The sequence below is a fragment of the Streptomyces sp. NPDC050485 genome (assembly GCF_044458185.1).
In the GTDB taxonomy this organism is placed as follows: Bacteria; Actinomycetota; Actinomycetes; order Streptomycetales; family Streptomycetaceae; genus Streptomyces.
In genome coordinates this window covers 1-21,465 of record NZ_JBITHR010000005.1, presented here as the reverse complement: position 1 = coordinate 21,465, position 21,465 = coordinate 1, and the positions used below count along the sequence as shown (strand labels likewise).

Below are 21,465 nucleotides of genomic sequence, written 5' to 3'. Positions count from 1 at the left end.
GGTTCAGGCTCGTGAAAGACGCTGGTCGCGGCTGCCCTCGCGCGGTATTCGGGCACCCACCCGCTCGGCCGCGCGGGCGGCCCGCCGGGCCCGGCGCCGCTCCTTGCGCAGCCGCCGGGCCGTACTGCTCGGCATGGACACCACGCCGTTGCGCTGGTTCCACACCTGACGGGTGACCCAGACGTCCAGGACTCCCCACGTGGCGAGGACCGTGCTCCCGACGCTGCTCATCACCATCGGGAAGGCCAGCCAGGAACCCGCGACCGTGCACAGGAAGGCGACCACGGCCTGCATCAGGGTCGCCGCGACGATGATGACGGCGCGCACGGCCGCGGTACGGATCGGATCGGGCAGCCGGGGCCGCACCGCGACCTCCTCCACCCACAACGGCTGCTGTTCAACGCTCATGCCTTCATACCTCCCCACCCGGAGACGAACGGAAGTCCCCGAAGATTCCCGGGACATGGCCGGAACGCAGACTTCCAGCCATCTGCCGCTGGGGGCGAAAAGGCGCCATGACGGGTGTCCCCGGCCACAGTTGGCGTCGTCAGCTCCCGGAATACCAGGACAACTCATGATCATCGCGCGGAACGGCGGCTGAAAATCGTCCGGACGTGCCTTCGAGTTGTCTGTGTGTCAGTAGTAGGCTCACGCCGTTTGCTGACGGTTGATCTGGGGGAGGCCATGCGCTTTCGCGGGAAGTCCATCCGCAGGAAGATCGTGGCGTTGTTGCTGGTGCCGCTCGTCTCCCTCACCGCGCTGTGGGGGTTCGCCACCTATCTCACCGGCCGTCAGGCCAACGAGTTGATGGACGTGGCGAACATCGTCAAGAAGGTCGGCTACCCCATCGAGGACACGGTCCGCGTCATCCAGCAGGAGCGCCGCCAGACCCTCGTCTACCTCGCCGACGAACGCCCCTCGGACGCGCTCACCTCGCTGCGCGACCGCCGCATCGCCACCGACATCGCGATGACGAGGATCCGGACCGCGGCCCAGGACTCACAGGTCCGCGGCGACCTCCAGCCCGTCGCGAAGGCCCGCCTCAAGGACGTGCTCGACGCCTTCGACTCCATAGCCGCGCTGCGCCGGTCCGTCGAGCAGGGCGGCGTCGACCGGACGCAGGCGCTGGAGTTCTACAACCGCGTCATCGACCCCTGCTACAGCTTCCTCATGAATCTCCACGCCCTGGAGAACGTGGAGATGGACAAGCAGGGCCGCGCCCTCGTCGGCATCACCCGGGCCCGCGAAATGCTCTCGCGCGAGGACGCCCTCGTCGCCTCCTCCCTGATCACTCCGAAGACGACGGCGCCCGAACTGCGTCGGATATCCGACCTGGTGGCCAACCGGCAACTGCTCTACGACAGCAACCTGGAGATCCTGCCCGCCGCCGAGCGCGCCGTGTTCGACCAGTACTGGCGCGGCCCCGACACCGAGGCGCTGCGCAGCGCCGAGGCGGCCGTCATCGACGCGGGACCCGCGAAGGACCCCCGCCACATCGACGCCACCCGCTGGCAGCAGGCCGTTTCGCCGGTGCTCGACCGCCTCGCCCAGATGGGCACCGAGGCCGGCAACCGCTACCAGGACCGGGTCGAACCCGTCGCGTTCAACGTCCTGATCAAGGCCGGCCTGGCCGGCGTGCTGGGCTTCCTCGCCCTGGTGATCTCCCTGTTCATGTCCGTACGCATCGGCCGCGAGCTGATCCGCGACCTCACCCGGCTCCGCAAGGAGGCCCACGAGGTCTCCGGCGTCCGGCTGCCCAGCGTGATGCGGCGCCTCGCCGCCGGTGAACAGGTCGATGTGGAGACCGAGGCACCGCGCCTGGACTACGAACGCGACGAGGTCGGCCAGGTCGGCCAGGCGCTCAACACCCTGCAACGCGCCGCCGTGGAGGCCGCCGTCAAGCAGGCCGACATGCGCCGCGGCGTCTCCGAGGTGTTCGTCAACCTCGCCCGCCGCAACCAGGTACTGCTGCACCGCCAGTTGACGCTCCTGGACACCATGGAACGGCGTACCGAGGACACCGACGAACTCGCCGACCTCTTCCGCCTCGACCACCTCACCACCCGCATGCGCCGGCACGCCGAGGGCCTGGTGATCCTGTCGGGCGCCGCCCCCTCGCGCCAGTGGCGCAAACCGGTCCAGCTGATGGACGTCGTACGGGCCGCGGTCGCCGAGGTCGAGGACTACGAACGCATCGAGGTGCGCAGGCTGCCGCGCCTCGGCGTCGGCGGACCGGCCGTCGCCGACCTCACCCACCTCATCGCCGAACTCCTCGAAAACGCGACGGTGTTCTCGCCCCCGCACACCGCCGTCCAGGTGCACGGTGAGCGCGTCGCCAACGGCTTCACCCTGGAGATCCACGACCGCGGCCTCGGCATGGCCCCCGAGATGCTGCTCGACGCGAACCTGCGGCTCGCCGAGACCCCCGAGTTCGAGCTCTCCGACACCGACCGGCTCGGCCTGTTCGTGGTCAGCCGGCTCGCCCAGCGCCAGAACGTCCGGGTCTCGCTCCAGCCGTCTCCGTACGGAGGCACCACCGCGATCGTGTTCATCCCGGCGACGCTGCTCACCGACGCGCCCGACACCGAGGGCACCGGGTTCCGCCTCGACCGCAAGTCCGCCAAGGGCGACGGCAGGAGCGTCCCCGAAGCCCCCCGCCGCGCACTCTCCCCGCTGCCCGTCGGCGTTCCCGGCGAGTCGGTCCTGGACGGCCCGGTCGAACTGGAGCCCCCGCTCGACCCGTTGGGGCTCGAAGCGCCGGCCGTGCTCGAAGCGCCGGCCGGCCTGGACGAGATCGAGGCGGGCCGCGGCGGGCTGCTGCGCTCCGCCCGCCTGGTCTCCGAGGACGCCGCCGACCGCCAGCAGCATCAGCAGGCCGCCGACGAGGGCGACGAGCGCGGCCCCGTTCCGCTGCCGCGCCGCCATCGGGTGCCGACCCTGGTCAGCGACAACGGCCGCCGCGTCGACGGCCCCGGTCGCGGCCACCCGGCCCCCGGACCGGACCCCCAGGAGATCCGCGCCTCGGACGGCCCCGCCTCCGAACGCCGCGCATCCGAGGGCCTCGCGCCCCTGCCGCTTCGTCCCGCCGCGCCCCGGTCCGAGCCCCCGGCCCCGCACCCCCTGCGGCCCGCCGGGCTTCAGCCCGTGAAACCCGCGGGCCTCTCCGACCCGTCCGCGGGCGCGCCGCCCAACCCCGCCGACCTGCCGGGCCCGCCCAGCTCCGCACCCTCATGGGGCAGCGTCCCCGAGGCACCGCTCGGCGGCCTTCCCCGCCGGGTCCGCCAGGCCAGCCTGGCCCCCCAGCTCAAGGACGCCCCCGAAGGCCGCCACTCCCCGCCGGAGCCCGACCACGGGGCCGAGCCGGAGCGCGACGCCGACGAGGTGCGCGACCGCATGGCCGCACTGCAGCGCGGCTGGCAGCGCGGCCGCCGGCAGAACGCCACACCGGACGCCGCGGAAGGACCGTCCGCACCCGCCCGAGGCAACAACGCACAACGAACCACACCGGAGGGGGACGGTCGATGACCGCGCCACAGGACTCAGCCGCAGCACGCAACGCAGCAGGGAGCGGTTCCGGCGAACTCAACTGGCTCCTTGACGAGTTGGTCGACCGCGTCGGATCCATCCGCAAGGCCCTGGTGCTCTCCAGCGACGGCCTCGCCACCGGAACCTCCCGCGACCTCACCCGCGAGGACGGCGAGCACCTGGCCGCCGTCGCCTCCGGTTTCCACAGCCTCGCCAAGGGCGTCGGCCGCCACTTCGAGGCGGGCCGGGTCCGCCAGACCGTGGTCGAACTCGACGACGCCTTCCTGTTCGTGACGGCGGCCGGCGACGGCAGCTGCCTGGCCGTGCTGTCCGACGCCGACTCCGATGTCGGTCAGGTCGCGTACGAGATGACCCTGATGGTCAAGCGGGTCGGCGTCCACCTGACCACCGCACCACGGACCGGCCCGCACACCGGAGGGTGAGTGGGGTACGTCATGAGCGGGGGACGCGATGACTGACGCAGACCAGCGGGCCCAGGACCGGACGGCGGACCGGTCGGCGGCCGCCCAGACACGGCCGCAGCACTGGTTCGACGCCGACGCGGGCCCGGTGGTGCGTCCGTACGCCATGACGCGCGGCCGCACGACCAGCGCGGGCCAGCACCGCCTCGACCTGATCGCCGTCGTCGTCCCCGAACCGGCCGCCGACGACCCGGGCCGCGACCAGACGCTCTCCCCGGAGCACGTGGAGATAGTCGAACGCTGCGGCGACACGCCGCAGTCGATCGCCGAACTCGCGGCCGGACTCGACCTTCCCGTCGGGGTGGTCCGGGTCCTGGTCGGCGATCTCGTCGCCGATGCCCTGGTGCACGTAACCCGACCCGTACCGCCGGCCGAGCTGCCGGACGAGTCCCTTCTCCGCGAGGTGATCAATGGCCTTCGGGCGCTCTAGCCGCAGGAAGCGGCACGTCGATCCGGTGACGCTCAAGATCCTCGTCGCGGGCGGCTTCGGGGTCGGCAAGACCACCCTGGTCGGCGCGGTGAGCGAGATCCGGCCACTGCGCACGGAGGAACGCCTCAGTGAGGCGGGCCGCCCCGTGGACGACCTCGCGGGTGTGGAGGGCAAGAGCACCACCACGGTCGCCATGGACTTCGGGCGCATCACGCTCCGCGAGGACCTGGTGCTCTACCTCTTCGGCACCCCGGGCCAGGACCGGTTCTGGTTCCTGTGGGACGAGCTGGCGCAGGGCGCGCTCGGCGCGGTCGTCCTCGCCGACACCCGCCGCCTGGAGGACTGCTTCGCCGGCATCGACTACTTCGAACGGCGCGGCATCCCGTTCACGGTCGCCGTCAACTGCTTCGACGACGCCACGCGTTACCCCGCCGACACCGTACGCGGTGCTCTCGACCTCGACCCCGAGGTGCCGCTCTTCATGTGCGACGCGCGGGTCCGCGAGTCCGTCAAGGAGATCCTCGTCGGCGTGGTCGAGCACGCCATGGCGATGTCGGCGAAGGCCCGCCAGCCCGCCGCGACGTAAGCGCCTGTGGCTGAACCCCGCCCCGGTCCGGACGGAGTTCGGACACAGCCTCCAGCGACGCGCGGCACGGCCCGTACCCCCACCGACTGGGGTACGGGCCGTGCGTCCGTGGGCGCCCTACCGGCCGCTCTCCTCGTGCCAGCCCAGGCTCCGCTCCACCGCCTTGCGCCAGTTGGCGTACTCGCGCTCGCGGACCTGCGCCTCCATACGCGGAGACCATTCCACATCGCGCTGCCAGTGCGCCTTGAGTTCACCGAGGTCCGACCAGACCCCGGTAGCGAGTCCGGCCGCGTACGCCGCCCCGAGACACGTCGTCTCGGACACCTTCGGGCGGATCACCGGGACGTCCAGCACATCCGCCTGGTGCTGCATCAGCAGATGGTTGGCGGTCATCCCGCCGTCCACCTTGAGCGTCGTGATCGGCACCCCCGAGTCCTGGAACATGGCGTCCACGACCTCGCGGGTCTGCCAGCTCGTCGCCTCCAGGACCGCGCGGGCGAGGTGGGCCTTGGTCACGTACCGGGTCAACCCCGTGATGACGCCCCGCGCATCGGAGCGCCAGTAGGGCGCGAAGAGCCCGGAGAAGGCGGGCACGATGTACGCCCCGCCGTTGTCGTCGACGCTCGCCGCGAGGGATTCGATCTCACCGGCGGTACGGATGATGCCGAGCTGGTCGCGGAACCATTGCACCAGCGCCCCGGTGACCGCGATCGAGCCCTCCAGACAGTAGACCGGCGCCTGTTGGCCGATCTGGTAGCCCACGGTGGTGATCAGCCCGTTCTTCGAGGGGACGGGCCTGCTGCCGGTGTTGAGAAGAAGGAAGCTCCCCGTCCCGTACGTGTTCTTCGCGGTGCCCGCGTCATAGCAGGCCTGGCCGAAAATCGCCGCTTGCTGGTCGCCGAGCGCAGAGGCGACCGGTACGCCCGCGACTTGGCCGACGGCGGTGCCGTAAACCTCGGCGGAGGACCTGATCTCCGGAAGCATCGCCCGGGGCACGTTCATCGCCGCGAGGATCGAGGGATCCCACTGGAGGGTCTCCAGGTTCATCAGCAGCGTGCGTGACGCGTTGGTGACATCGGTGACGTGCACGCCGCCCGCCGTGCCGCCGGTCAGATTCCAGATCAGCCAGGAGTCGACGGTCCCGAACGCGATCTCGCCGCGCTCGGCCCGGGCTCGAAGGCCGGGCACGTTGTCCAGCAGCCAGGCCGCCTTGGGCCCGGAGAAGTAGCTGGCCAGGGGGAGTCCGGTGGCGTCGCGGAACCGGTCCTGCCCGTCGCTCCCGCCGAGTTCGTCGCAGAGCGCGGAGGTCCGGGTGTCCTGCCAGACGATCGCGTTGTGTACGGGTTTGCCGGTCGCGCGGTCCCAAAGGACGGTGGTTTCCCGCTGGTTGGTGATCCCCAGCGCGCTGAGCTGCCCGGCGCGCAGCCCCGCCCTGGCGAGCGCGCCCGCCACCACGGCCTGCACCTTGGACCAGATCTCGGTGGCGTCGTGCTCCACCCAGCCGGGCTTGGGGAAGATCTGCCGGTGCTCGCGCTGGTCGACAGCGACGATCGCACCGTCCTGGTTGAAGATGATGCAGCGGCTGGAGGTGGTGCCCTGGTCGATCGCGGCGACGAACGTGTCCGTCATGGCTACCCCTTGTTCCGAAGGCCGGAAGAACGGCGATGCCGAGAGACAACGGGAAGTGTTCACCGCACGTGATGGAGCGTCAAGGTTGCTGACTGCACCGGTAGTTGGCGTTCCGGCCGACAACTGCGGACGGATCTGTTCCGGATGTTCGGTACCTGTACGGGCGACCCCGCATGCCGGTTCAGCGCACCGCCACCACGGCGGAGCCGTGTCCGAACAGGCCCTGGTTCGCGGTGATTCCGACCCGGGCCCTGGCGATCTGGCGGGGGCCCGCGGCGCCCCTCAACTGCCAGGTGAGCTCGCACACCTGGGCGATGGCCTGAGCGGGCACGGCCTCCCCGAACGACGCGAGGCCACCACTGGCGTTGACCGGGATCCGCCCTCCGAGGGCGGTCGCCCCGTCCCGCACGAGCTTGGCCCCCTCGCCCGTGCCGCACAGTCCGAGGTCCTCGTACCACTCCAGTTCCAGGGCGGTGGACAGGTCGTACACCTCGGCCAGCGACAGCTCGTCCGGCCCGATGCCCGCCTCCTCGTACGCGGCCCGTGCGATGGACGCCCGGAAGGAGTGCGGGGCCGGTGCCACGGCGGCCGCCGAGTCGGTCGCGATGTCCGGCAGGTCGAGCACCGCCTTGGGGTAGGTGGGCGTGACCGTGGAGACGGCGCGGATGCGGACCGGGTCGGCGGCGCCGTGCCGACGGGCGAAGTCCACGCTGCTCAGCACGAGGGCCGCGGCACCGTCGGAGGTGGCGCAGATGTCGAGCAGCCGCAGCGGGTCCGCGACCACCGCGGACGCGGCGACTTCCTCGGCGGTGACCGCCTTGCGGTAGCGGGCGTTCGCGTTGAGCGCGCCGGCCGCCGCGTTCTTCACCTTGACCTGCGCGAAGTCCTCCACGGTGTCCCCGTACAGAGCGATGCGGCGGCGGGCGTACAGCCCGAAGTAGGCCGGGTTCGTCGCGCCGAGCACCCGGAACCGGAGCCAGTCCGGATCGTCGGGCCGCTCGCCGCCGGCCGGCGCGAAGAACCCCTTCGGCGCGGCATCGGCCCCGACCACGAGCACCACGTCCGCCATCCCGGCCAGGATCTGCGCCCGCGCCGTGCTGATCGCCTGGGCGCCGGACGCGCAGGCCGCGTACACACTGGTGACCCGCGCGCCCTGCCAGCCGAGCGCCTGCGCGAAGGTCGCCCCCGCCACATAGCCCGGGTAGCCGCAGCGCACGGTGTCGGCGCCCACCACCGACTGCACGTCGGTCCAGTCGATCCCGGCATCGGCGAGCGCGGCCCGGGCCGCGACGGTCCCGTACTCGACGAAACTCCGTCCCCACTTGCCCCAGGGGTGCATCCCCGCGCCCAGGACCGCGATGTCGCCGCTCATGCCGTCGCCTCCACGGGCCGCCAGTGCCAGGTCGTCCAGGTGGTATCCGTGTCCTCGTTGAGCACCCCGGGCACCACCTCGACCTCCATCCCGACCGCCAGATCGCCGGTGCTCACCCCGGGCGCCGCCTGGCCGAGCACCACCATCCGCTCGGCGGCCAGCTCGACGGCGACGAGGGTGTACGGCTCCCACTCCGCTCCAGGATCCGAGACATAGGGCGCGGGCGGCCGGTAGCGCCCGTCGGTGTACGACCACACGCGCCCCCGCTTGGAGAGCGGCACCTCCGCCAGCTCGCCGCCCCGGCAGGCGGGATTGCGGCAGAAGGAGTCCTCACGCGGGAAGAACACACAGGCGCAGGCGGTGCACCGAGTGCCGAGCAGCCGGAAGTCCTCCCCCTCCGCGCCCGTGAACCAGCCCGCGACCACAGGCGTGCGTGTGCGTGCGTCTGTCAAGACCCCTCCCGGCACTGGCTTCTGACGGAACGTCAGAAGTGTGCCACGGGCGAGCGGGGTTGGGGAGGGGCCTCGGGCGACGGCTGAGCGCTCAGCGGTTCTCGGCGAGCCACTTGGCGGCGATCTCCCCGAGCTCGCGGTCGCGCCCGGCCAGCATCATCCGGATCATCTGCCGGTCCCCGCGCAGTGACCAGCCGGGGTACCCGAAGGAGGCCGGGTTGTTCTTCTCGATGAACCAGTGCGCGGGCCAGGCGGTCCCGTACCCGATGAGCGGCAGTGCCAGCGCGTACCGCTTCCGCCCGCGCGCGAGCCCGTACGCGCTGATGGCGAGTCCGGTGAGGGTGCCCGTCAGATGCATCCAGCGGGTGGCGGCCCGGGAGTGCATCGCCACGTAGTAGGGCCAGAATTCCTCGTACGAATCGAACGTCGGCTGCGTCATGGGGCAGAACCTAATCGTTCAGCGCGGAACCGGATACGGCTGCTCCGCGTCCGGGACGGCCATGCCTCAATGCCCGGCCACGGACCGCCGGGCCACCGGGAAGTCGAAGTAGGTGTCGGGGAACGGCTCCTGCTGGTAGGTGAAGTGCCACCACTCCTCTGGGAGGTTGACGAAGCCCTGCGCCTCCATGGTGCTCTTCAGGAACTGGCGGTTCGCCCGCTGTACGCCCTGGATGCGCGGGTCGTCGGTGTGCGCCAGGGTGTCGAAGCAGTCGAAACCGGTGCCCATGTCGAGGGAGTTGTCCGGAAACCGCTGGCTCTGCGGCGCGTAACACGGCACGAGAGGCTGGCCGGGGCGGTATGGAGGGGTGGGCGGCGCGGGCAGCTTCACGATGGTCAGATCCATCGTGCTGCCCCGGCTGTGCCCGGACTTCGCCGCGATGTAGCCGTCCGCGAACAGCCTCGACTTGTCGACGTGCGGATAGAACTCCGCCTTCATCTTCTCGTCGGCCAGATCCTTCGCCCAGCGGACGAACTGGTCGACGGCCCGCTGCGGGCGGTAGCAGTCGTACACCTTCAGGGAGTAGCCCTGCCGCAGCAGCGTCAGCTGCGCCCGGTGCAGTGCCTCGGCGGCCGGCCGGGTCAGGATGCACAGCGGCTGCCGGTATCCGTCGATCGGCTCGCCCACGAAGTCGTGCGGGGTGATGTAGCGCATCTCCTGGATGATCGAGCGGTCGACAGAACTCAGCGCCACGAACTCCTCGGGCGCCTTCGGCTCCGGTGCCGCCTGCGCGGTGGGGGAGAGGAGGGCGACGATGAGCAGCGCGACAGCGGCGGCAACCAAGCCGCGCAATCCCGCCTTCGGCGTTGTCGTACGGCGTTGTGTCATGCGCACACCCTCTACCAGCTCAACTGGCCGGCGGGGAAGGCGCATCGGCTAAAGTCCGCGCGTGACCGCAACCCCGAAGCAGCCCGTCATGGACTCCCACTGCGGAGCGTGCGGAGCACCGTACCCTGACCCGGACGGCGACTGGCCCCGCGTCTGCGCGTCATGCGGCACCATCGCCTACCGCAACCCGCTTCCCGTCGCCATCGCACTGCTGCCCGTCGTCGACGCGCGCGGTACCGGGCTCGTCGTGATCACCCGCACCATCGAACCCCGGCGGGGCGGCACCGCTCTGCCCGGCGGCTTCGTGGACCTCGGCGAGACCTGGCAGAACGCGGTCGTACGCGAACTCAAGGAGGAGACCGGCATCGAGGTCCCGGTCGCCGAAGTCCGCCTGGCCGACGCGCTGAGCTCCCCCGAACACCTGCTGCTTTTCGGCCTGTTGCCGCCCCGGCCCGCCGACACACTGCCGCCCTCGCTCCCGACCGACGAGACCGAGGGCTGGGAACTGCTGCGTGAGCCTGCCGAGTTGACCTTCCCGCTGCATACGGAGGCGGCGCGGAGGTGGTTCGCGGGGGAGTACGGCTAGGGGGTGCCCTCAGGGCCTGTGTGCCAGGCGTCGCGCACCCGGGCGGGGTTCGGGCGCGCGGTCGCAGCGCACCACCGGCGGGGTTCGGGCGCGGGCTCTCAGCGCACCACCCCGCGCACCCGGACCGGGTACCCCACCTCGCTGTCCGCGCCGCCGTCGGCCCGCTCCACCACGACCCGGCCGTTGACCACCCGGCTGACGAACCGCTCGACCTTGGCCGGTTCCCATCCGTCCCCCGCGTCCCGTACGACGATCCCGCCCCCGCTACGTCCGGCGGCCGGCGCCCATACCTCCAGCTCCAGGCCGCCGTCCTCGCCGCGCACCGGGATCACCGAACCCGCCCGTGCGAGCACCGGGATCCGGGACAGGGGGGCCTTCAACAGCACCTGGCCGGGGCCGTCATGCGCCTCGCCGGTCGCGGTGTCGTACCAGCGCCCGCGCGGCAGCCGCACCGCCCGCCGGTCGGTACCGGGCTCAAGGACCGGGGCCACGAGGAACGCATCGCCGAGGAGGAAGGAGTCCTCGCAGTCGCGCAGCGCCCGGTCGGTCGGCGCGCTCCACCACATGGGGCGCGCATAGGGCGCCCCGCTCAGCCGGGCCAGCTGGGCCAGCGTCACGAAGTACGGGCGCAGCCGCTCCCGTTCGGCCAGCGCGGCCCGCGCGTGCTCCAGCACCTTGGGGCCGAACTCCCAGGGTTCCCGCCGCCCCGCCCAGATCGCCGAGTGCGTACGGAAGAGGGGCAGCCAGGCGCCGAGCTGGAACCAGCGCAGATACAGCTCGGGCGAGGGAGTGCCATTGAAGCCGCCCACATCCGGCCCCGAGTACGGCACCCCGCACAGGCCGAGGCCGAGCACCAGGGAGAGCGAGGCGCGCAGTCCGGGCCAGCCGGTCGTCACATCGCCGGACCAGGTGCCGCCGTAGCGCTGCATCCCGGCCCACCCGGAGCGCGAGAAGAGGAACGGCCGCTCGGCGGGACGCAGCCGACGTAGTCCCTCATACCCGGCACGGGCCATGGAGAGGCCGTACACATTGTGGGCCTCGCGGTGGTCACCACCCCGGCCGTCCAGGTCGTGGCGCGCGGACCGGGGCAGCGTCGGATCCCCGAAGGGCGCGAAGGACACCGGCTCGTTCATGTCGTGCCACACCCCGGCGAACCCCTGGTCGAGCCGCTCCTGGTAGAGCCCGCCCCACCACGCGCGCGTCTTCGGATCCGTGAAGTCCGGATAGGCGCACTCTCCGGGCCACACCTCCCCGCGCACCTCGTGCCCGCGTGCGTCCTTGACGAAGGCGTCGGCGGCAAGACCGCTCTCGTACACCGGATTCCCGCGTTCCGCCTTCACGGCAGGATCGACGATCGAGACCAGCCGCACCCCGTCCTCCGCCAGATCCTTGGCCAGCCGGGGGAGGTCGGGAAAGGCGTCACGATCGACCGTGAACACCTGGTGCGCCTCGTAGTGGTCGATGTCGAGATGCAGCGCGGACAGCGGCAGCCTGCGCTCGGTGTACCCGGCGACGACCCGCCGCGCCTCCCGCTCGCTCCCGAACCCCCAGCGGGCGTGCTGGTACCCGAGCGCCCACGACGGCGGCAGCGCGGGCGCGCCGGTGAGCGCGGCCCAGCCCCGCAACACCCGCGCGGGCGTACCCGCCACCACCCAGCAGCGCAGCGGGCCGCCCTCCATGCGCAGCTCGCTCGCGCCCGGCCGGTCATGCCCCGACCCCGCACCCTCCTCTCCATCGCGCAGCACCACCCGGCCGTCCCAGGGGTTGTCGTAGAACGCCAGATGCGTCCCCGCGTCGGCCACGACCAGCTGCACCGGCATGGTGATGTACAGCGGGTCGTCACCCGGGCCGAAGCCGCCGCGCGGATCGGTGTTCCACAGCCGGTACGTCCCGTCCCGCAGCCGGGGCCCCTCAGCACGCCCGCCGAGCCCGAAGAACCGGGCGTCGGCGGCCACTTCGGACCGCTGCTGCCAGCGGGCAGGACCGCCCGAGACCGGCTCCCACCATCGCGGCGGCAGCTCCCGCCGCAGCACGACCCCGCCCGGCGTGCACACCTCCACCGCGCCGTGCCGGGAGATGACCACCGTCAGCCGCTCGGACACGACCCGCCAGCCGCCGTCCTTGTCCGGCTCCAGTGACGCCCTCGGATCCGGCGCGGGCGCGCTGCCGCTCAGCGCGTACGACGGCTCGGGCCCGGCTCCGTCCCAGCCCCAGAAGACCGCGCCGCCCGCGGCGACCCGCACGTCGAGCTCCGAGCGCGCGAACCGGACGACCCCGCCGCCCGGCCGGGGCTCGGCGCCGGTCACCGCCCCCGGAACCCGGGCCCGCTCCGGCCCGCGCGGGGGCAGCTCCCGAGCGTCCGCGCGGCGCCGCCGCAGCGCCGAGCGCACCGCCCGCAGCCCCTGCACTGTGCCGACCGCCTTCACCGAGCGCACCAGGTCATCGCCGTTCATGCAGCTCACCCTGCCACTCGGACGGCCCTGTGCGCGGTTCGTTCAACTGCCGTTCACCCGTGGTGGCACCACATGGCCGGGCAGCCGAGTATGGGTTGTACACCCTGGTGCGGAAGACGATCACATGGCATCGTCCCTGTCAGCCGCCTCACGCGCACACCCCTTCGCGTGTGCGCGGGAAACACGCACACCACGCGTTACAGCCCGGGAGCCGACCCATGACCTCAGCAGCGAACCCCGCTCCACAGCCCGCGCCCCTGTGGCAGCCGGACTCCGCCCGCATCGCCGACGCGCGGATCACCCGCTTCCAGGCCTGGGCCGCCGAGCGCTACGGGGCACCGGCCGAGGGCGGGTACCCGGCTCTCCACCGCTGGTCCGTCGCCGAACTCGACACCTTCTGGCAAGCCGTCGCCGACTGGTTCGACATCCGCTTCTCCTCCCCGTACGAAGCTGTCCTTGCTGATCGAACGATGCCCGGTGCCCAGTGGTTCCCGGGCGCCACGCTGAACTACGCGGAACACGCCCTGCGCACCGCCGAGGACCCCTCCCGGGCCGGCGGTCCCGCGCTGCTCCACGTCGACGAGACCCACGAACTCGTGGAGATCAGCTGGGCCGAACTCCGGCGCCAGGTAGGCTCGCTGGCCGCGGAGCTGCGCGCCCTCGGAGTCCGCCCGGGCGACCGGGTGAGCGGCTATCTGCCCAACGTCCCGCAGGCCGTCACCGCACTGCTGGCCTCCGCCTCCGTCGGCGCCGTCTGGACCTCCTGCGCCCCCGACTTCGGCGCCCGCAGCGTCCTCGACCGCTTCCAGCAGGTCGAGCCGGTCGTCCTGTTCGCCGTCGACGGCTACCGCTACGGCGGCAAGGAGCACAACCGGAGCGACGTGGTCGCCGAGCTCCGCCGCGAACTGCCCACCCTGCGCGCCGTGGTGCACATCCCGCTGCTCGGCACGCCGGCCCCCGAAGGCACCCTCGAATGGTCCGCCCTCACGGCTGGCGACGGGGAGCCGGTCTTCGAGCAGGTGCCCTTCGACCACCCCCTGTGGGTGCTCTACTCCTCCGGTACGACGGGCCTGCCGAAGGCCATCGTCCAGTCCCAGGGCGGCATCCTCCTGGAGCACTTCAAGCAGCTCGGACTGCACTGCGACCTCGGCCCCGACGACCGATTCTTCTGGTACACGTCCACCGGCTGGATGATGTGGAACTTCCTCGTCTCCGGCCTGCTCACCGGCACCACCGTGGTGCTGTACGACGGCAGCCCGGGCTTCCCGAGCACGGGCGCCCAGTGGGGCGTCGCGGAGCGCACCGGCGCCACCCTGTTCGGCACTTCGGCCGCGTACGTCATGGCCTGCCGCAAGGCCGAGGTCCACCCGGCCCGCGAGCACGACCTGTCCCGCATCAAGTGCGTGGCCACCACCGGTTCGCCCCTGCCGCCCGACGGTTTCCGCTGGCTCCACGACGAGGTGCGCGAGGACCTGTGGATCGCCTCGGTCAGCGGCGGCACCGACGTCTGCTCCTGCTTCGCAGGAGCGGTTCCGACGCTTCCCGTGCACATCGGCGAGCTCCAGGCCCCCTGCCTCGGCACCGACCTCCAGGCCTGGGACGCACAGGGCAGGCCCGTCACCGGGGAGGTCGGCGAACTCGTCGTCACCAACCCCATGCCGTCGATGCCGATCCGCTTCTGGAACGACCCCGACGGCAGCCGCTACCGCGACAGCTACTTCGACATGTTCCCCGGCGTCTGGCGACACGGCGACTGGATCACCCTCACCGACCACGGCTCGGTGATCATCCACGGCCGTTCCGACTCCACTCTCAACCGCCAAGGCGTGCGCATGGGTTCGGCCGACATCTACGAGGTCGTCGAGCGCCTCCCGGAGATCCGGGAATCGCTGGTCATCGGCCTCGAAGAGCCGGACGGCGGCTACTGGATGCCGCTCTTCGTCCACCTCGCCGAAGGCGCCGTCCTGGACGACGCGCTCCGTACGAAGATCCAGCTGGCGATCCGGGAACAGCTCTCGCCCCGTCATGTCCCCGACGAGATCATCGAGGCCCCGGGCGTCCCGCACACCCTCACCGGCAAGCGCATCGAGGTCCCGGTCAAGCGCCTCCTCCAGGGCACGGCCCTCGACAAGGCTGTCAACCCCGGCTCGGTCGACAACCTCGACCTGCTGCGCTTCTACGAGGACATCGCCCGCAAGCGCGGCTGATCAGCGCGGGGTTCAGACGCCGGCTCTCAGCCCCCGTAAGTGGCCTCGGACTCGCCGAGCACATCGGCGAAGTCCGAGGCCAGCCGCACCGCCTCCGATGGCTCCAGACCGGCCACGGTGATGCGTACGCCAGGCGCCGCAGCCAGGCGGAAGCGGGCCCCGGCCGCCACCCACCAGCCGCGCGTACGCAGCCCGTTGACGACAGCCGACTCGTCGCGGACCGGCACCCACACGTTCATCCCGCTCGCCCCGTGGGCCGCGATTCCGCGCTGCTCCAGCGCCTTGACGAATGCCGCACGCCGTTCCCTATAGGCGTCTTCGGCCCGCGTCACCAATAGCTGAGCCGACGGATCGTCCATCAGTGTCAGCACGGCCGCCTGCAACAGATGGCTCACCCACCCGGAGGTGAGCAGCAGTCGCCCGTCGTGCCGCGCCAGCGTCACCGGATCGCACGCCGCGGCCGCCCACCGCAGATCCGTCCCCAGATACTTGGTGACGGTCCGCACCTGGGCCCACCGTGAAAGCCCGCCGTCCGTAAGGGAGTTGAGCGGTACACCCGCGATCTCCGCGGCATGGTCGTTCTCGATCACCAGCACCTCGGGTGCCCGCCTCAGCACCTCGACCAGCTCATCACGCCGCCGCTCGGAGAAGCAGCCTCCGTACGGATTCTGCGCCCGCGGGCTGTACACGACGGCCCGTGCTCCGGCGCGAAGCGCCTCCCGCAGCGCCTGCGGCCGCATCCCCTCGTCGTCCACGGCGACCGCGATCGTGCGCAGCCCCATCGCCTGGAGCAGATCGAGCAGATGGTGGTACCCGGGATCCTCCATGGCCACCGCGTCCCCGGGCCGCAGCTCCGTCGTCAGCAGCCGCGCGACGCAGTCCAGCGCTCCATGCGCGAACGTCACGGCCTCGGACGGCACCCCGTCACCGTCGAACCAGGCCCGCACCCGCTCCTCCAACTGCGGCAACCGAGGGGTGGACCGGTGCGAGCGCGGTCCCGTCGAAGGCGCGACGAGCCCCGGCAGATCCGGCAGGAACGCGGAGTCCGGGTGGCCGCCCGCCAGATCGCGCAGCCCCTCGGGCACCTTGGGCGGCCGCCGGGAGGCGACGGCCGGTGCCGCGGCCACCACGGTTCCGCCGCGTCCGCGCGTGACGATCACGCCGCGCTGCCGCAGCTCCTTGTAGGCGGTGGCCACCGTGCCGGGGCTCACCATCAGCTCATCGGCGAGCCTGCGCACCGGAGGAAGCGCGTCGCCGGGCTCCAAGCCCCCGTCGGCGACGGCGCGTTCGACGGACGCCGCAATTCCCTTGGCTGTCGTACCAGCAATCGAATATTGTGTTGCCACGTTCTAAATTATGTATCGGTACATAAGTCTCGTCAAGGGGGAGCAATGAGCTGGGGAAGCCGGCGTGCCGCACTGTGGGAACGCATTCCAGGAGGCCTCGACGGCCGCCGGATGCTCTCGGTCGCCTTTGTCGACCGAACCGGCAGCGGCCTCTGGGAGGCCGTCTCCGTCCTCTACTTCACCTACGTGGCCGGGCTCTCCCTCGCCCAGATCGGCACTCTGGTCGCCGCGTCCGGAGCCGTCGGCATCGCCGGCGCCCCCATCGGCGGCCGCATCGCCGACCGGTTCCCCCTCACCCGCGTACTGGTCGGCTTCCAAGTCCTGCGCGCCATCGCGGCGTTCGCCCTCCTGACCACCGACCACTTCGCACTGCTGCTCCTGTTCGCGTCCATGGGCAGCTTCGGCGACCGCTCGGCCAATGTCCTCACCAAGCTGTACGCGGCCCGGATCGCCGGCGCCGACCGGGTCCGCTACCAGGCCGTCAGCCGGACCGTCGCGAACGCGGGCTGGGCAGTCGGCGGCCTGGCCGCCGCAGGAGCCCTCGCCATCGGCTCGGCCTCCGCCTACCAGTGGCTGCTGGCGGGCAACGCCGTCTCATTCCTGGGCTCCGCCCTCATCACGGCCCGCTGCGCGGAACCCCCGACTCCGTCACGCACCGTCGCCAAGTCCGCTGACCCCATAGCCCAGTCGAAGCCCGCCAACCCCTGGCGCGACCGCCGCTACCTGGCGTTCGTGGCCACCGAAACCGTGCTCTTCCTGGACGACGCGGTGTTCAAGATCGGCCTCCCGCTCTGGACCGTGCACGCCACCGACGCCCCACACGGCCTCGTCCCCCTGCTCATGGTGCTCAACAACGTGATGGTGGTGGGCCTTCAGGTCCCGCTCGCGCGATGGGGCGCCACCACTCCGGCGGCCCGCCGGCTCCTCTTCCCGCTCTCCGGGATCTTCGCCCTGTCAGGCGTCGCCATCGCGGCCTCCGCGGCCCGCGGCGCGGCACTCTCCACCGTCTTCCTCGTGGCCTCGACGGCCGGCTTCACGCTCGCCGAAATCATCCACGCGACCGTCTCCTGGGAACTCTCGATCGCCCTCGCACCCGACGACGCCCAAGGCGCCTACCTCGGAGTGCACGGCCTCGCCCAGTCCGCCCAGCGCAGCGTGGGCCCCCTCGCGGTCACCGCGGCCATCGCGACCGGCCCGGCCGGGTGGCTCGCCTTCGGCACCGTCATCGCGGCAACCTGCCTGCTCCAGCACCGTCTGGTGGGGCCGAGGCTCCGGCGGGCCCCGCTGTCAGTGGCGTCGGTTACGGTGAGTGAGCATTGATCGACACCGTGCTCAGGGGGAAACATGGCGCACGCCAATCACATCCGGGCCATCCGGCGCACACTCCGCCGTGAAATGCCGAGCACCGTCGGCCTCATCGCCGACGCGCACGACTTCACGGCCATGACGAGATACCGATCCTTCGTCTTCGACGACCACACGGCGTACCTGCGACAGGTGGAAGGACTCCTCCGCTCGCTCGCCGCCCAGGGCGCACACACCACGGTCGCCCTGTTCGACCCAGACGAATTCAGCGAGTTCTGTACGTCGACGGGCCTCGACCCGGACACCGCGGACAGCCGCACCCGCTTCACCGCCGAACTGGCAGCGGGCGGCGCCTGCGTGGCCTACGCGGGCCAGCCCATCGACAGCCTCGTCCCGCAGCTCATCAACAAGGCTGTCCGCAAAGCCACTTGGGAGTACGCGACGCTGCTCCTGGCCGAGGCGGGGGAGTGCGCCGAATGCGGCCAGGACATCGGCCGGGCAGCATTCGACAGCGCCTCGCACCTCCTCCTGACCCTCCTGGAGACGGCCGGCCCAGGCACCCACCACCTGGTCTGCAGCATCCCCGCACAGGAGGAGCAGCTCATCGCGGTCCTGCACGCCCATCGGGACGGGTTCGACCCGGCGCGCCTGGACGAGACGGACGCGGCGGAGTTCGCCACTGTCCTCGCGGCAGGCATCGCTCTGCACAGCGCCGGCGGGCTGGTACTCCGTACGACGGAACCGGGCAACCCGGACCGGCTGCACGGCTGGCGTCTGCAGCGGGGCCGGCTCGATCCGCTGACCGAGGGCGAGGTCTTCAGCGCCTACTGCACGGACGCCGAGACCGGCGACCCCCTCGCCCCCGAACCGGATGTCGAATACCGCCCCGGATTCCCCATCGACCAGCCGGACAGCCACCACTGACGGACCGGACGCCCACCACTGAAGAGGGGAGAGCCGTAAGGAGACAGGCCAACGGAAAGGGGCTCCCCGCCGCACCGCGACGGGAAGCCCCTCTCACACCGGTCTCACTACCCTGCGATCACTCGCCGGACAGCACCGCCTGGGCGGCCTTGCGCGCATCCTCGGCAGTGTCCGCCGCACGCGCCGCGGAAGCCGCACGCTCGCACTGGGCCAGCGTGTACTTCGCCAGCGTCGCACGAACATAAGGAATGGACGCCGCACCCATCGACAGGCTGGTGACACCCAGCCCCGTCAGGACACAGGCCAGCAGCGGATCGGAGGCAGCCTCGCCACACACACCACAGCTCTTGCCCTCGGCCCTGGCGGCCTCGGCGGACATGGCGATCAGGTCGAGCAGCGCGGGCTGCCACGGGTCCTGGAGCCGGGACACCGCGCCCACCTGGCGGTCGGCGGCGAAGGCGTACTGCGCCAGGTCGTTGGTGCCCAGCGACAGGAACTCGACCTCCTGAAGGATCGAGCGGGCCCGCAGCGCGGCGGAGGGAATCTCCACCATCGCGCCGAACTTCGCCCGCAGCCCGGCCGCCCGGCACGCGTCGGCGAACGCCTTGGCATCGGTACGGTCGGCCACCATCGGCGCCATGACCTCGAGGTACACGGGCAGGCCCTCGGCGGCCTTGGCCAGCGCGGTCAGCTGCGTACGCAGCACCTCGGGGTGATCGAGCAGTGCGCGCAGGCCGCGCACGCCCAGCGCCGGGTTCGGCTCGTCGGCCGGGGTCAGGAAGTCGAGCGGCTTGTCGGCGCCCGCGTCCAGGACTCGCACCACGACACGCCCCTCGGGGAACGCCTCGAGCACCTTGCGGTACGCCTCGACCTGCTTCTCCTCCGACGGCGCCTTCGCGGAGTCGTCAAGGAAGAGGAACTCGGTACGGAAGAGACCGACACCCTCGGCGCCGGCATCGACCGCGGCCGGAACATCGGCGGGACCGCCGACATTGGCCAGTAGCGGAACCTTGTGCCCGTCCGAGGTCGCCCCCGGACCGGACGAAGCGGACAGCGCGGCCTTGCGCTCGGCGGCAGCCCGCTCCAGCTCGGCCTGCTTCTCCTCGCTCGGGTCCACGAAGACCTCGCCGGTGCTGCCGTCCACCGCGACCAGAGTGCCTTCGGCCAGCTCACCGGCGCCTGGCAGCGCAACGATCGCCGGAACTCCCAGCGCCCGCGCCAGAATGGCGCTGTGGCTGGTGGGCCCGCCCTCTTCGGTCACGAAACCGAGGACCAGCGCCGGGTCGAGGAGCGCGGTGTCGGCCGGCGCGAGGTCCCGCGCGATCAGCACGTACGGCTCGTCGCTGTCCGGCACACCCGGCATGGGCACGCCGAGCAGACGAGCCACGATCCGGTTCCGCACGTCATCGAGGTCGGCGACGCGTCCCGCCATGTACTCACCGGCGCCCGCAAGCAGCTCGCGGTAGTGCGAGAAGGCGTCGTACACGGCCCGCTCGGCGGTGCTGCCGACGACGATGCGCCGGTCGACATCGGCCATGAGCTCCGGGTCCTGGGCGATCATCGCCTGGGCCTCCAGCACGGCCTGGGCCTCACCGCCGGCCAGATTGCCACGTGCCATCAGGTCGGCCGCCACAGCTTCCACGGCCTGGCGAGCGCGCCCCTGTTCGCGCTCGTGCTCCGACGCCGGAATCTGCTTGGCAGGCGGTTCCAGAACCGCCGTGCCCATGTGCCGAACCTCGCCGATCGCCACACCGTGGCTCACGCCGACGCCTCGCAGCGTTGTCTCCATCTCACCGTCTCCGATAGTCGCGGCGGTCAGTGCCGCCGCAGTGGTTGTCCGTCCAGCGCGCCGCGCAACGGCGCAAACGTCACTGCCAGCCGAACAGCGCGTCGCCGGCCTTCACATCGCCGCTTTCGACGACACCGGAGAGGGAGTCAGTGGTGGCCTCCAGGGCCACGATGGGACAAATGGCCGACTTTCCGGCGGCCTCGACGGCGGCCGGGTCCCAGCGCACGATCTCCTGACCGCGCGTCACGGTGTCGCCCTTGTTGACGAGGAGCTCGAAGCCCTCGCCGTTGAGCTGAACGGTGTCGATTCCGAGGTGCGTCAGCACACCGTGGCCTTCGTTGTCGACGACGACGAAGGCGTGCGGGTGCAGGGACACAACGACGCCGTCCACGGGCGCCACGGCCGCCGACGGCTCACGAACGGGATCGATAGCGGTGCCGGGGCCCACCATCGCGCCGGAGAAGACGGGGTCGGGCACTGCAGCGAGCCCGATGGCCTGTCCGGCAAGTGGGGACGTCACGCTAGTCATGGGGAGCCTCCCAGGGGCGGAGCTTCTAGTGTTGCCGTCACTACCTGTCCTGGACGGCGTACTGTTCAGAAGGGTAAGTCATAAGAAGTCCTAGTTCCGCACGACAGGTGCCAGTTGGCGGCCCTAGGTGCGCACCGGAAACGATTTGCCTCAACTCCCGGCGGCCTGTACTGTCGTACTCCTGCCTGACCCCATCACGACACTGTGATTCGGCGGTCGGCGGCACCTACCAAGTCTCGATCCTAACCCGGATTTCCGGCTCTGCGTGTTCGCGGAGACGGTGGTCAGGGAGACGGAAAAGACTTGCTAGAGTCTGAATCGCAGGAAAGCCGAAAGGCCAGAAAGCGAAAAGCCCGCTCCAGCGGGTGGCAGAAACGGAAATCGAATCTGCTAAGCTGGAAACACGAAATACCGAAGGGAAGCGCCCAGAGGAAAGCCCGAGAGGGTGAGTACGAAGGAAGCGTCCGTTCCTTGAGAACTCAACAGCGTGCCAAAAGTCAACGCCAGATTGACAACCCCGTCC

At 71.2% G+C, this 21,465-nt stretch carries 18 protein-coding genes; 8 read left to right on the top strand and 10 right to left on the bottom strand.

Features of this window, described 5'->3' with window-relative positions:
- Positions 1–3: 3 nt before the first annotated feature.
- Positions 4–465, bottom strand: coding sequence for a hypothetical protein (locus ACIBK6_RS11860; protein ID WP_399051041.1), 462 nt, complete (start codon positions 463–465; stop codon positions 4–6).
- Between the two features lie 219 nt (positions 466–684).
- On the opposite strand from ACIBK6_RS11860, the gene ACIBK6_RS11855 reads away from it, so the two are divergent.
- From ACIBK6_RS11855 to ACIBK6_RS11840, 4 genes are read left to right on the top strand one after another with little or no spacing between them, the layout of a single operon-like run.
- A complete protein-coding gene (locus ACIBK6_RS11855; RefSeq protein ID WP_399051040.1) occupies positions 685–3,525 on the top strand; it encodes a nitrate- and nitrite sensing domain-containing protein in 2,841 nt (946 codons plus the stop codon).
- Positions 3,522–3,968, top strand: coding sequence for a roadblock/LC7 domain-containing protein (locus tag ACIBK6_RS11850; RefSeq protein WP_399051039.1), 447 nt, complete (start codon positions 3,522–3,524; stop codon positions 3,966–3,968). Before ACIBK6_RS11855 ends, ACIBK6_RS11850 begins: the two co-directional genes overlap by 4 nt.
- Positions 3,969–3,996: 28 nt before the next feature.
- Positions 3,997–4,437 carry a DUF742 domain-containing protein gene (locus ACIBK6_RS11845; RefSeq protein ID WP_399051038.1) on the top strand — a complete coding sequence of 147 codons (441 nt, stop codon included), beginning with the start codon at positions 3,997–3,999 and terminating at the stop codon, positions 4,435–4,437.
- A complete protein-coding gene (locus tag ACIBK6_RS11840) occupies positions 4,418–5,023 on the top strand; it encodes a GTP-binding protein (protein ID WP_399051036.1) in 606 nt (201 codons plus the stop codon). Before ACIBK6_RS11845 ends, ACIBK6_RS11840 begins: the two co-directional genes overlap by 20 nt.
- Before the next feature lie 117 nt (positions 5,024–5,140).
- Here ACIBK6_RS11840 and glpK read toward each other — a convergent pair whose 3' ends face one another.
- The 5 genes from glpK to ACIBK6_RS11815 all read right to left on the bottom strand — a co-directional run bounded on the left by glpK (position 5,141) and on the right by ACIBK6_RS11815 (position 9,803).
- Positions 5,141–6,652 carry a glycerol kinase GlpK gene (glpK, locus tag ACIBK6_RS11835; protein ID WP_399051035.1) on the bottom strand — a complete coding sequence of 504 codons (1,512 nt, stop codon included), beginning with the start codon at positions 6,650–6,652 and terminating at the stop codon, positions 5,141–5,143.
- 181 nt (positions 6,653–6,833) lie between these two features.
- Positions 6,834–8,024, bottom strand: a complete 1,191-nt coding sequence (locus ACIBK6_RS11830) for a lipid-transfer protein (RefSeq protein ID WP_399051034.1) — start codon at positions 8,022–8,024, stop codon at positions 6,834–6,836.
- A complete protein-coding gene (locus tag ACIBK6_RS11825; protein WP_399051430.1) occupies positions 8,021–8,449 on the bottom strand; it encodes a Zn-ribbon domain-containing OB-fold protein in 429 nt (142 codons plus the stop codon). The genes ACIBK6_RS11830 and ACIBK6_RS11825 overlap by 4 nt, the downstream gene beginning before the upstream one ends.
- Positions 8,450–8,567: 118 nt before the next feature.
- Positions 8,568–8,915 (bottom strand): Mpo1-like protein, encoded by a 348-nt coding sequence (locus ACIBK6_RS11820; RefSeq protein WP_399051032.1) that lies wholly within the window; start codon positions 8,913–8,915, stop codon positions 8,568–8,570.
- Between the two features lie 66 nt (positions 8,916–8,981).
- Positions 8,982–9,803, bottom strand: coding sequence for a M15 family metallopeptidase (locus ACIBK6_RS11815; RefSeq protein ID WP_399051031.1), 822 nt, complete (start codon positions 9,801–9,803; stop codon positions 8,982–8,984).
- Positions 9,804–9,891: 88 nt separating this feature from the next.
- Between ACIBK6_RS11815 and ACIBK6_RS11810 the strand changes: the two genes are divergently transcribed.
- Positions 9,892–10,389: an NUDIX domain-containing protein gene (locus tag ACIBK6_RS11810; RefSeq protein ID WP_399051429.1), complete on the top strand. Its 498-nt coding sequence runs from the start codon at positions 9,892–9,894 to the stop codon at positions 10,387–10,389.
- A gap of 98 nt (positions 10,390–10,487) precedes the next feature.
- On the opposite strand, the gene ACIBK6_RS11805 is transcribed toward ACIBK6_RS11810, so the two are convergent.
- Positions 10,488–12,842: a glycoside hydrolase family 31 protein gene (locus ACIBK6_RS11805; RefSeq protein ID WP_399051029.1), complete on the bottom strand. Its 2,355-nt coding sequence runs from the start codon at positions 12,840–12,842 to the stop codon at positions 10,488–10,490.
- A 218-nt stretch (positions 12,843–13,060) separates the two neighbouring features.
- Between ACIBK6_RS11805 and ACIBK6_RS11800 the strand changes: the two genes are divergently transcribed.
- On the top strand, positions 13,061–15,049 hold the full coding sequence (locus ACIBK6_RS11800) for an acetoacetate--CoA ligase (protein ID WP_399051027.1): 1,989 nt from the start codon (positions 13,061–13,063) through the stop codon (positions 15,047–15,049).
- Positions 15,050–15,075: 26 nt separating this feature from the next.
- On the opposite strand, the gene ACIBK6_RS11795 is transcribed toward ACIBK6_RS11800, so the two are convergent.
- A complete protein-coding gene (locus tag ACIBK6_RS11795) occupies positions 15,076–16,395 on the bottom strand; it encodes an aminotransferase class I/II-fold pyridoxal phosphate-dependent enzyme (RefSeq protein ID WP_399051025.1) in 1,320 nt (439 codons plus the stop codon).
- 45 nt (positions 16,396–16,440) lie between these two features.
- Between ACIBK6_RS11795 and ACIBK6_RS11790 the strand changes: the two genes are divergently transcribed.
- Together ACIBK6_RS11790 and ACIBK6_RS11785 are read left to right on the top strand one after the other, a co-directional pair.
- Positions 16,441–17,715, top strand: coding sequence for an MFS transporter (locus ACIBK6_RS11790; RefSeq protein WP_399051024.1), 1,275 nt, complete (start codon positions 16,441–16,443; stop codon positions 17,713–17,715).
- Between the two features lie 24 nt (positions 17,716–17,739).
- Positions 17,740–18,624 (top strand): hypothetical protein, encoded by an 885-nt coding sequence (locus tag ACIBK6_RS11785; RefSeq protein WP_399051023.1) that lies wholly within the window; start codon positions 17,740–17,742, stop codon positions 18,622–18,624.
- A gap of 118 nt (positions 18,625–18,742) precedes the next feature.
- On the opposite strand, the gene ptsP is transcribed toward ACIBK6_RS11785, so the two are convergent.
- Together ptsP and ACIBK6_RS11775 are read right to left on the bottom strand one after the other, a co-directional pair.
- Positions 18,743–20,413 (bottom strand): phosphoenolpyruvate--protein phosphotransferase, encoded by a 1,671-nt coding sequence (gene ptsP, locus ACIBK6_RS11780; RefSeq protein WP_399051021.1) that lies wholly within the window; start codon positions 20,411–20,413, stop codon positions 18,743–18,745.
- A 79-nt stretch (positions 20,414–20,492) separates the two neighbouring features.
- Positions 20,493–20,942, bottom strand: coding sequence for a PTS glucose transporter subunit IIA (locus ACIBK6_RS11775; RefSeq protein WP_399051019.1), 450 nt, complete (start codon positions 20,940–20,942; stop codon positions 20,493–20,495).
- Positions 20,943–21,465 lie beyond the last annotated feature (523 nt).

What these genes read in the sequence shown, in the direction of transcription:
- ACIBK6_RS11800 (WP_399051027.1), top strand. Translation starts at nt 13,061, where the DNA reads ATGACCTCAGCAGCGAACCCCGCTCCACAGCCCGCGCCCCTGTGGCAG.
- ACIBK6_RS11820 (WP_399051032.1), bottom strand. Translation starts at nt 8,915, where the DNA reads ATGACGCAGCCGACGTTCGATTCGTACGAGGAATTCTGGCCCTACTAC.
- ACIBK6_RS11845 (WP_399051038.1), top strand. Translation starts at nt 3,997, where the DNA reads ATGACTGACGCAGACCAGCGGGCCCAGGACCGGACGGCGGACCGGTCG.
- ACIBK6_RS11785 (WP_399051023.1), top strand. Translation starts at nt 17,740, where the DNA reads ATGGCGCACGCCAATCACATCCGGGCCATCCGGCGCACACTCCGCCGT.
- ptsP (WP_399051021.1), bottom strand. Translation starts at nt 20,413, where the DNA reads ATGGAGACAACGCTGCGAGGCGTCGGCGTGAGCCACGGTGTGGCGATC.
- ACIBK6_RS11855 (WP_399051040.1), top strand. Translation starts at nt 685, where the DNA reads ATGCGCTTTCGCGGGAAGTCCATCCGCAGGAAGATCGTGGCGTTGTTG.
- ACIBK6_RS11810 (WP_399051429.1), top strand. Translation starts at nt 9,892, where the DNA reads ATGGACTCCCACTGCGGAGCGTGCGGAGCACCGTACCCTGACCCGGAC.
- ACIBK6_RS11850 (WP_399051039.1), top strand. Translation starts at nt 3,522, where the DNA reads ATGACCGCGCCACAGGACTCAGCCGCAGCACGCAACGCAGCAGGGAGC.
- ACIBK6_RS11790 (WP_399051024.1), top strand. Translation starts at nt 16,441, where the DNA reads ATGAGCTGGGGAAGCCGGCGTGCCGCACTGTGGGAACGCATTCCAGGA.
- ACIBK6_RS11775 (WP_399051019.1), bottom strand. Translation starts at nt 20,942, where the DNA reads ATGACTAGCGTGACGTCCCCACTTGCCGGACAGGCCATCGGGCTCGCT.
- ACIBK6_RS11830 (WP_399051034.1), bottom strand. Translation starts at nt 8,024, where the DNA reads ATGAGCGGCGACATCGCGGTCCTGGGCGCGGGGATGCACCCCTGGGGC.
- ACIBK6_RS11815 (WP_399051031.1), bottom strand. Translation starts at nt 9,803, where the DNA reads ATGACACAACGCCGTACGACAACGCCGAAGGCGGGATTGCGCGGCTTG.
- glpK (WP_399051035.1), bottom strand. Translation starts at nt 6,652, where the DNA reads ATGACGGACACGTTCGTCGCCGCGATCGACCAGGGCACCACCTCCAGC.
- ACIBK6_RS11840 (WP_399051036.1), top strand. Translation starts at nt 4,418, where the DNA reads ATGGCCTTCGGGCGCTCTAGCCGCAGGAAGCGGCACGTCGATCCGGTG.
- ACIBK6_RS11805 (WP_399051029.1), bottom strand. Translation starts at nt 12,842, where the DNA reads ATGAACGGCGATGACCTGGTGCGCTCGGTGAAGGCGGTCGGCACAGTG.
- ACIBK6_RS11860 (WP_399051041.1), bottom strand. Translation starts at nt 465, where the DNA reads ATGTCCCGGGAATCTTCGGGGACTTCCGTTCGTCTCCGGGTGGGGAGG.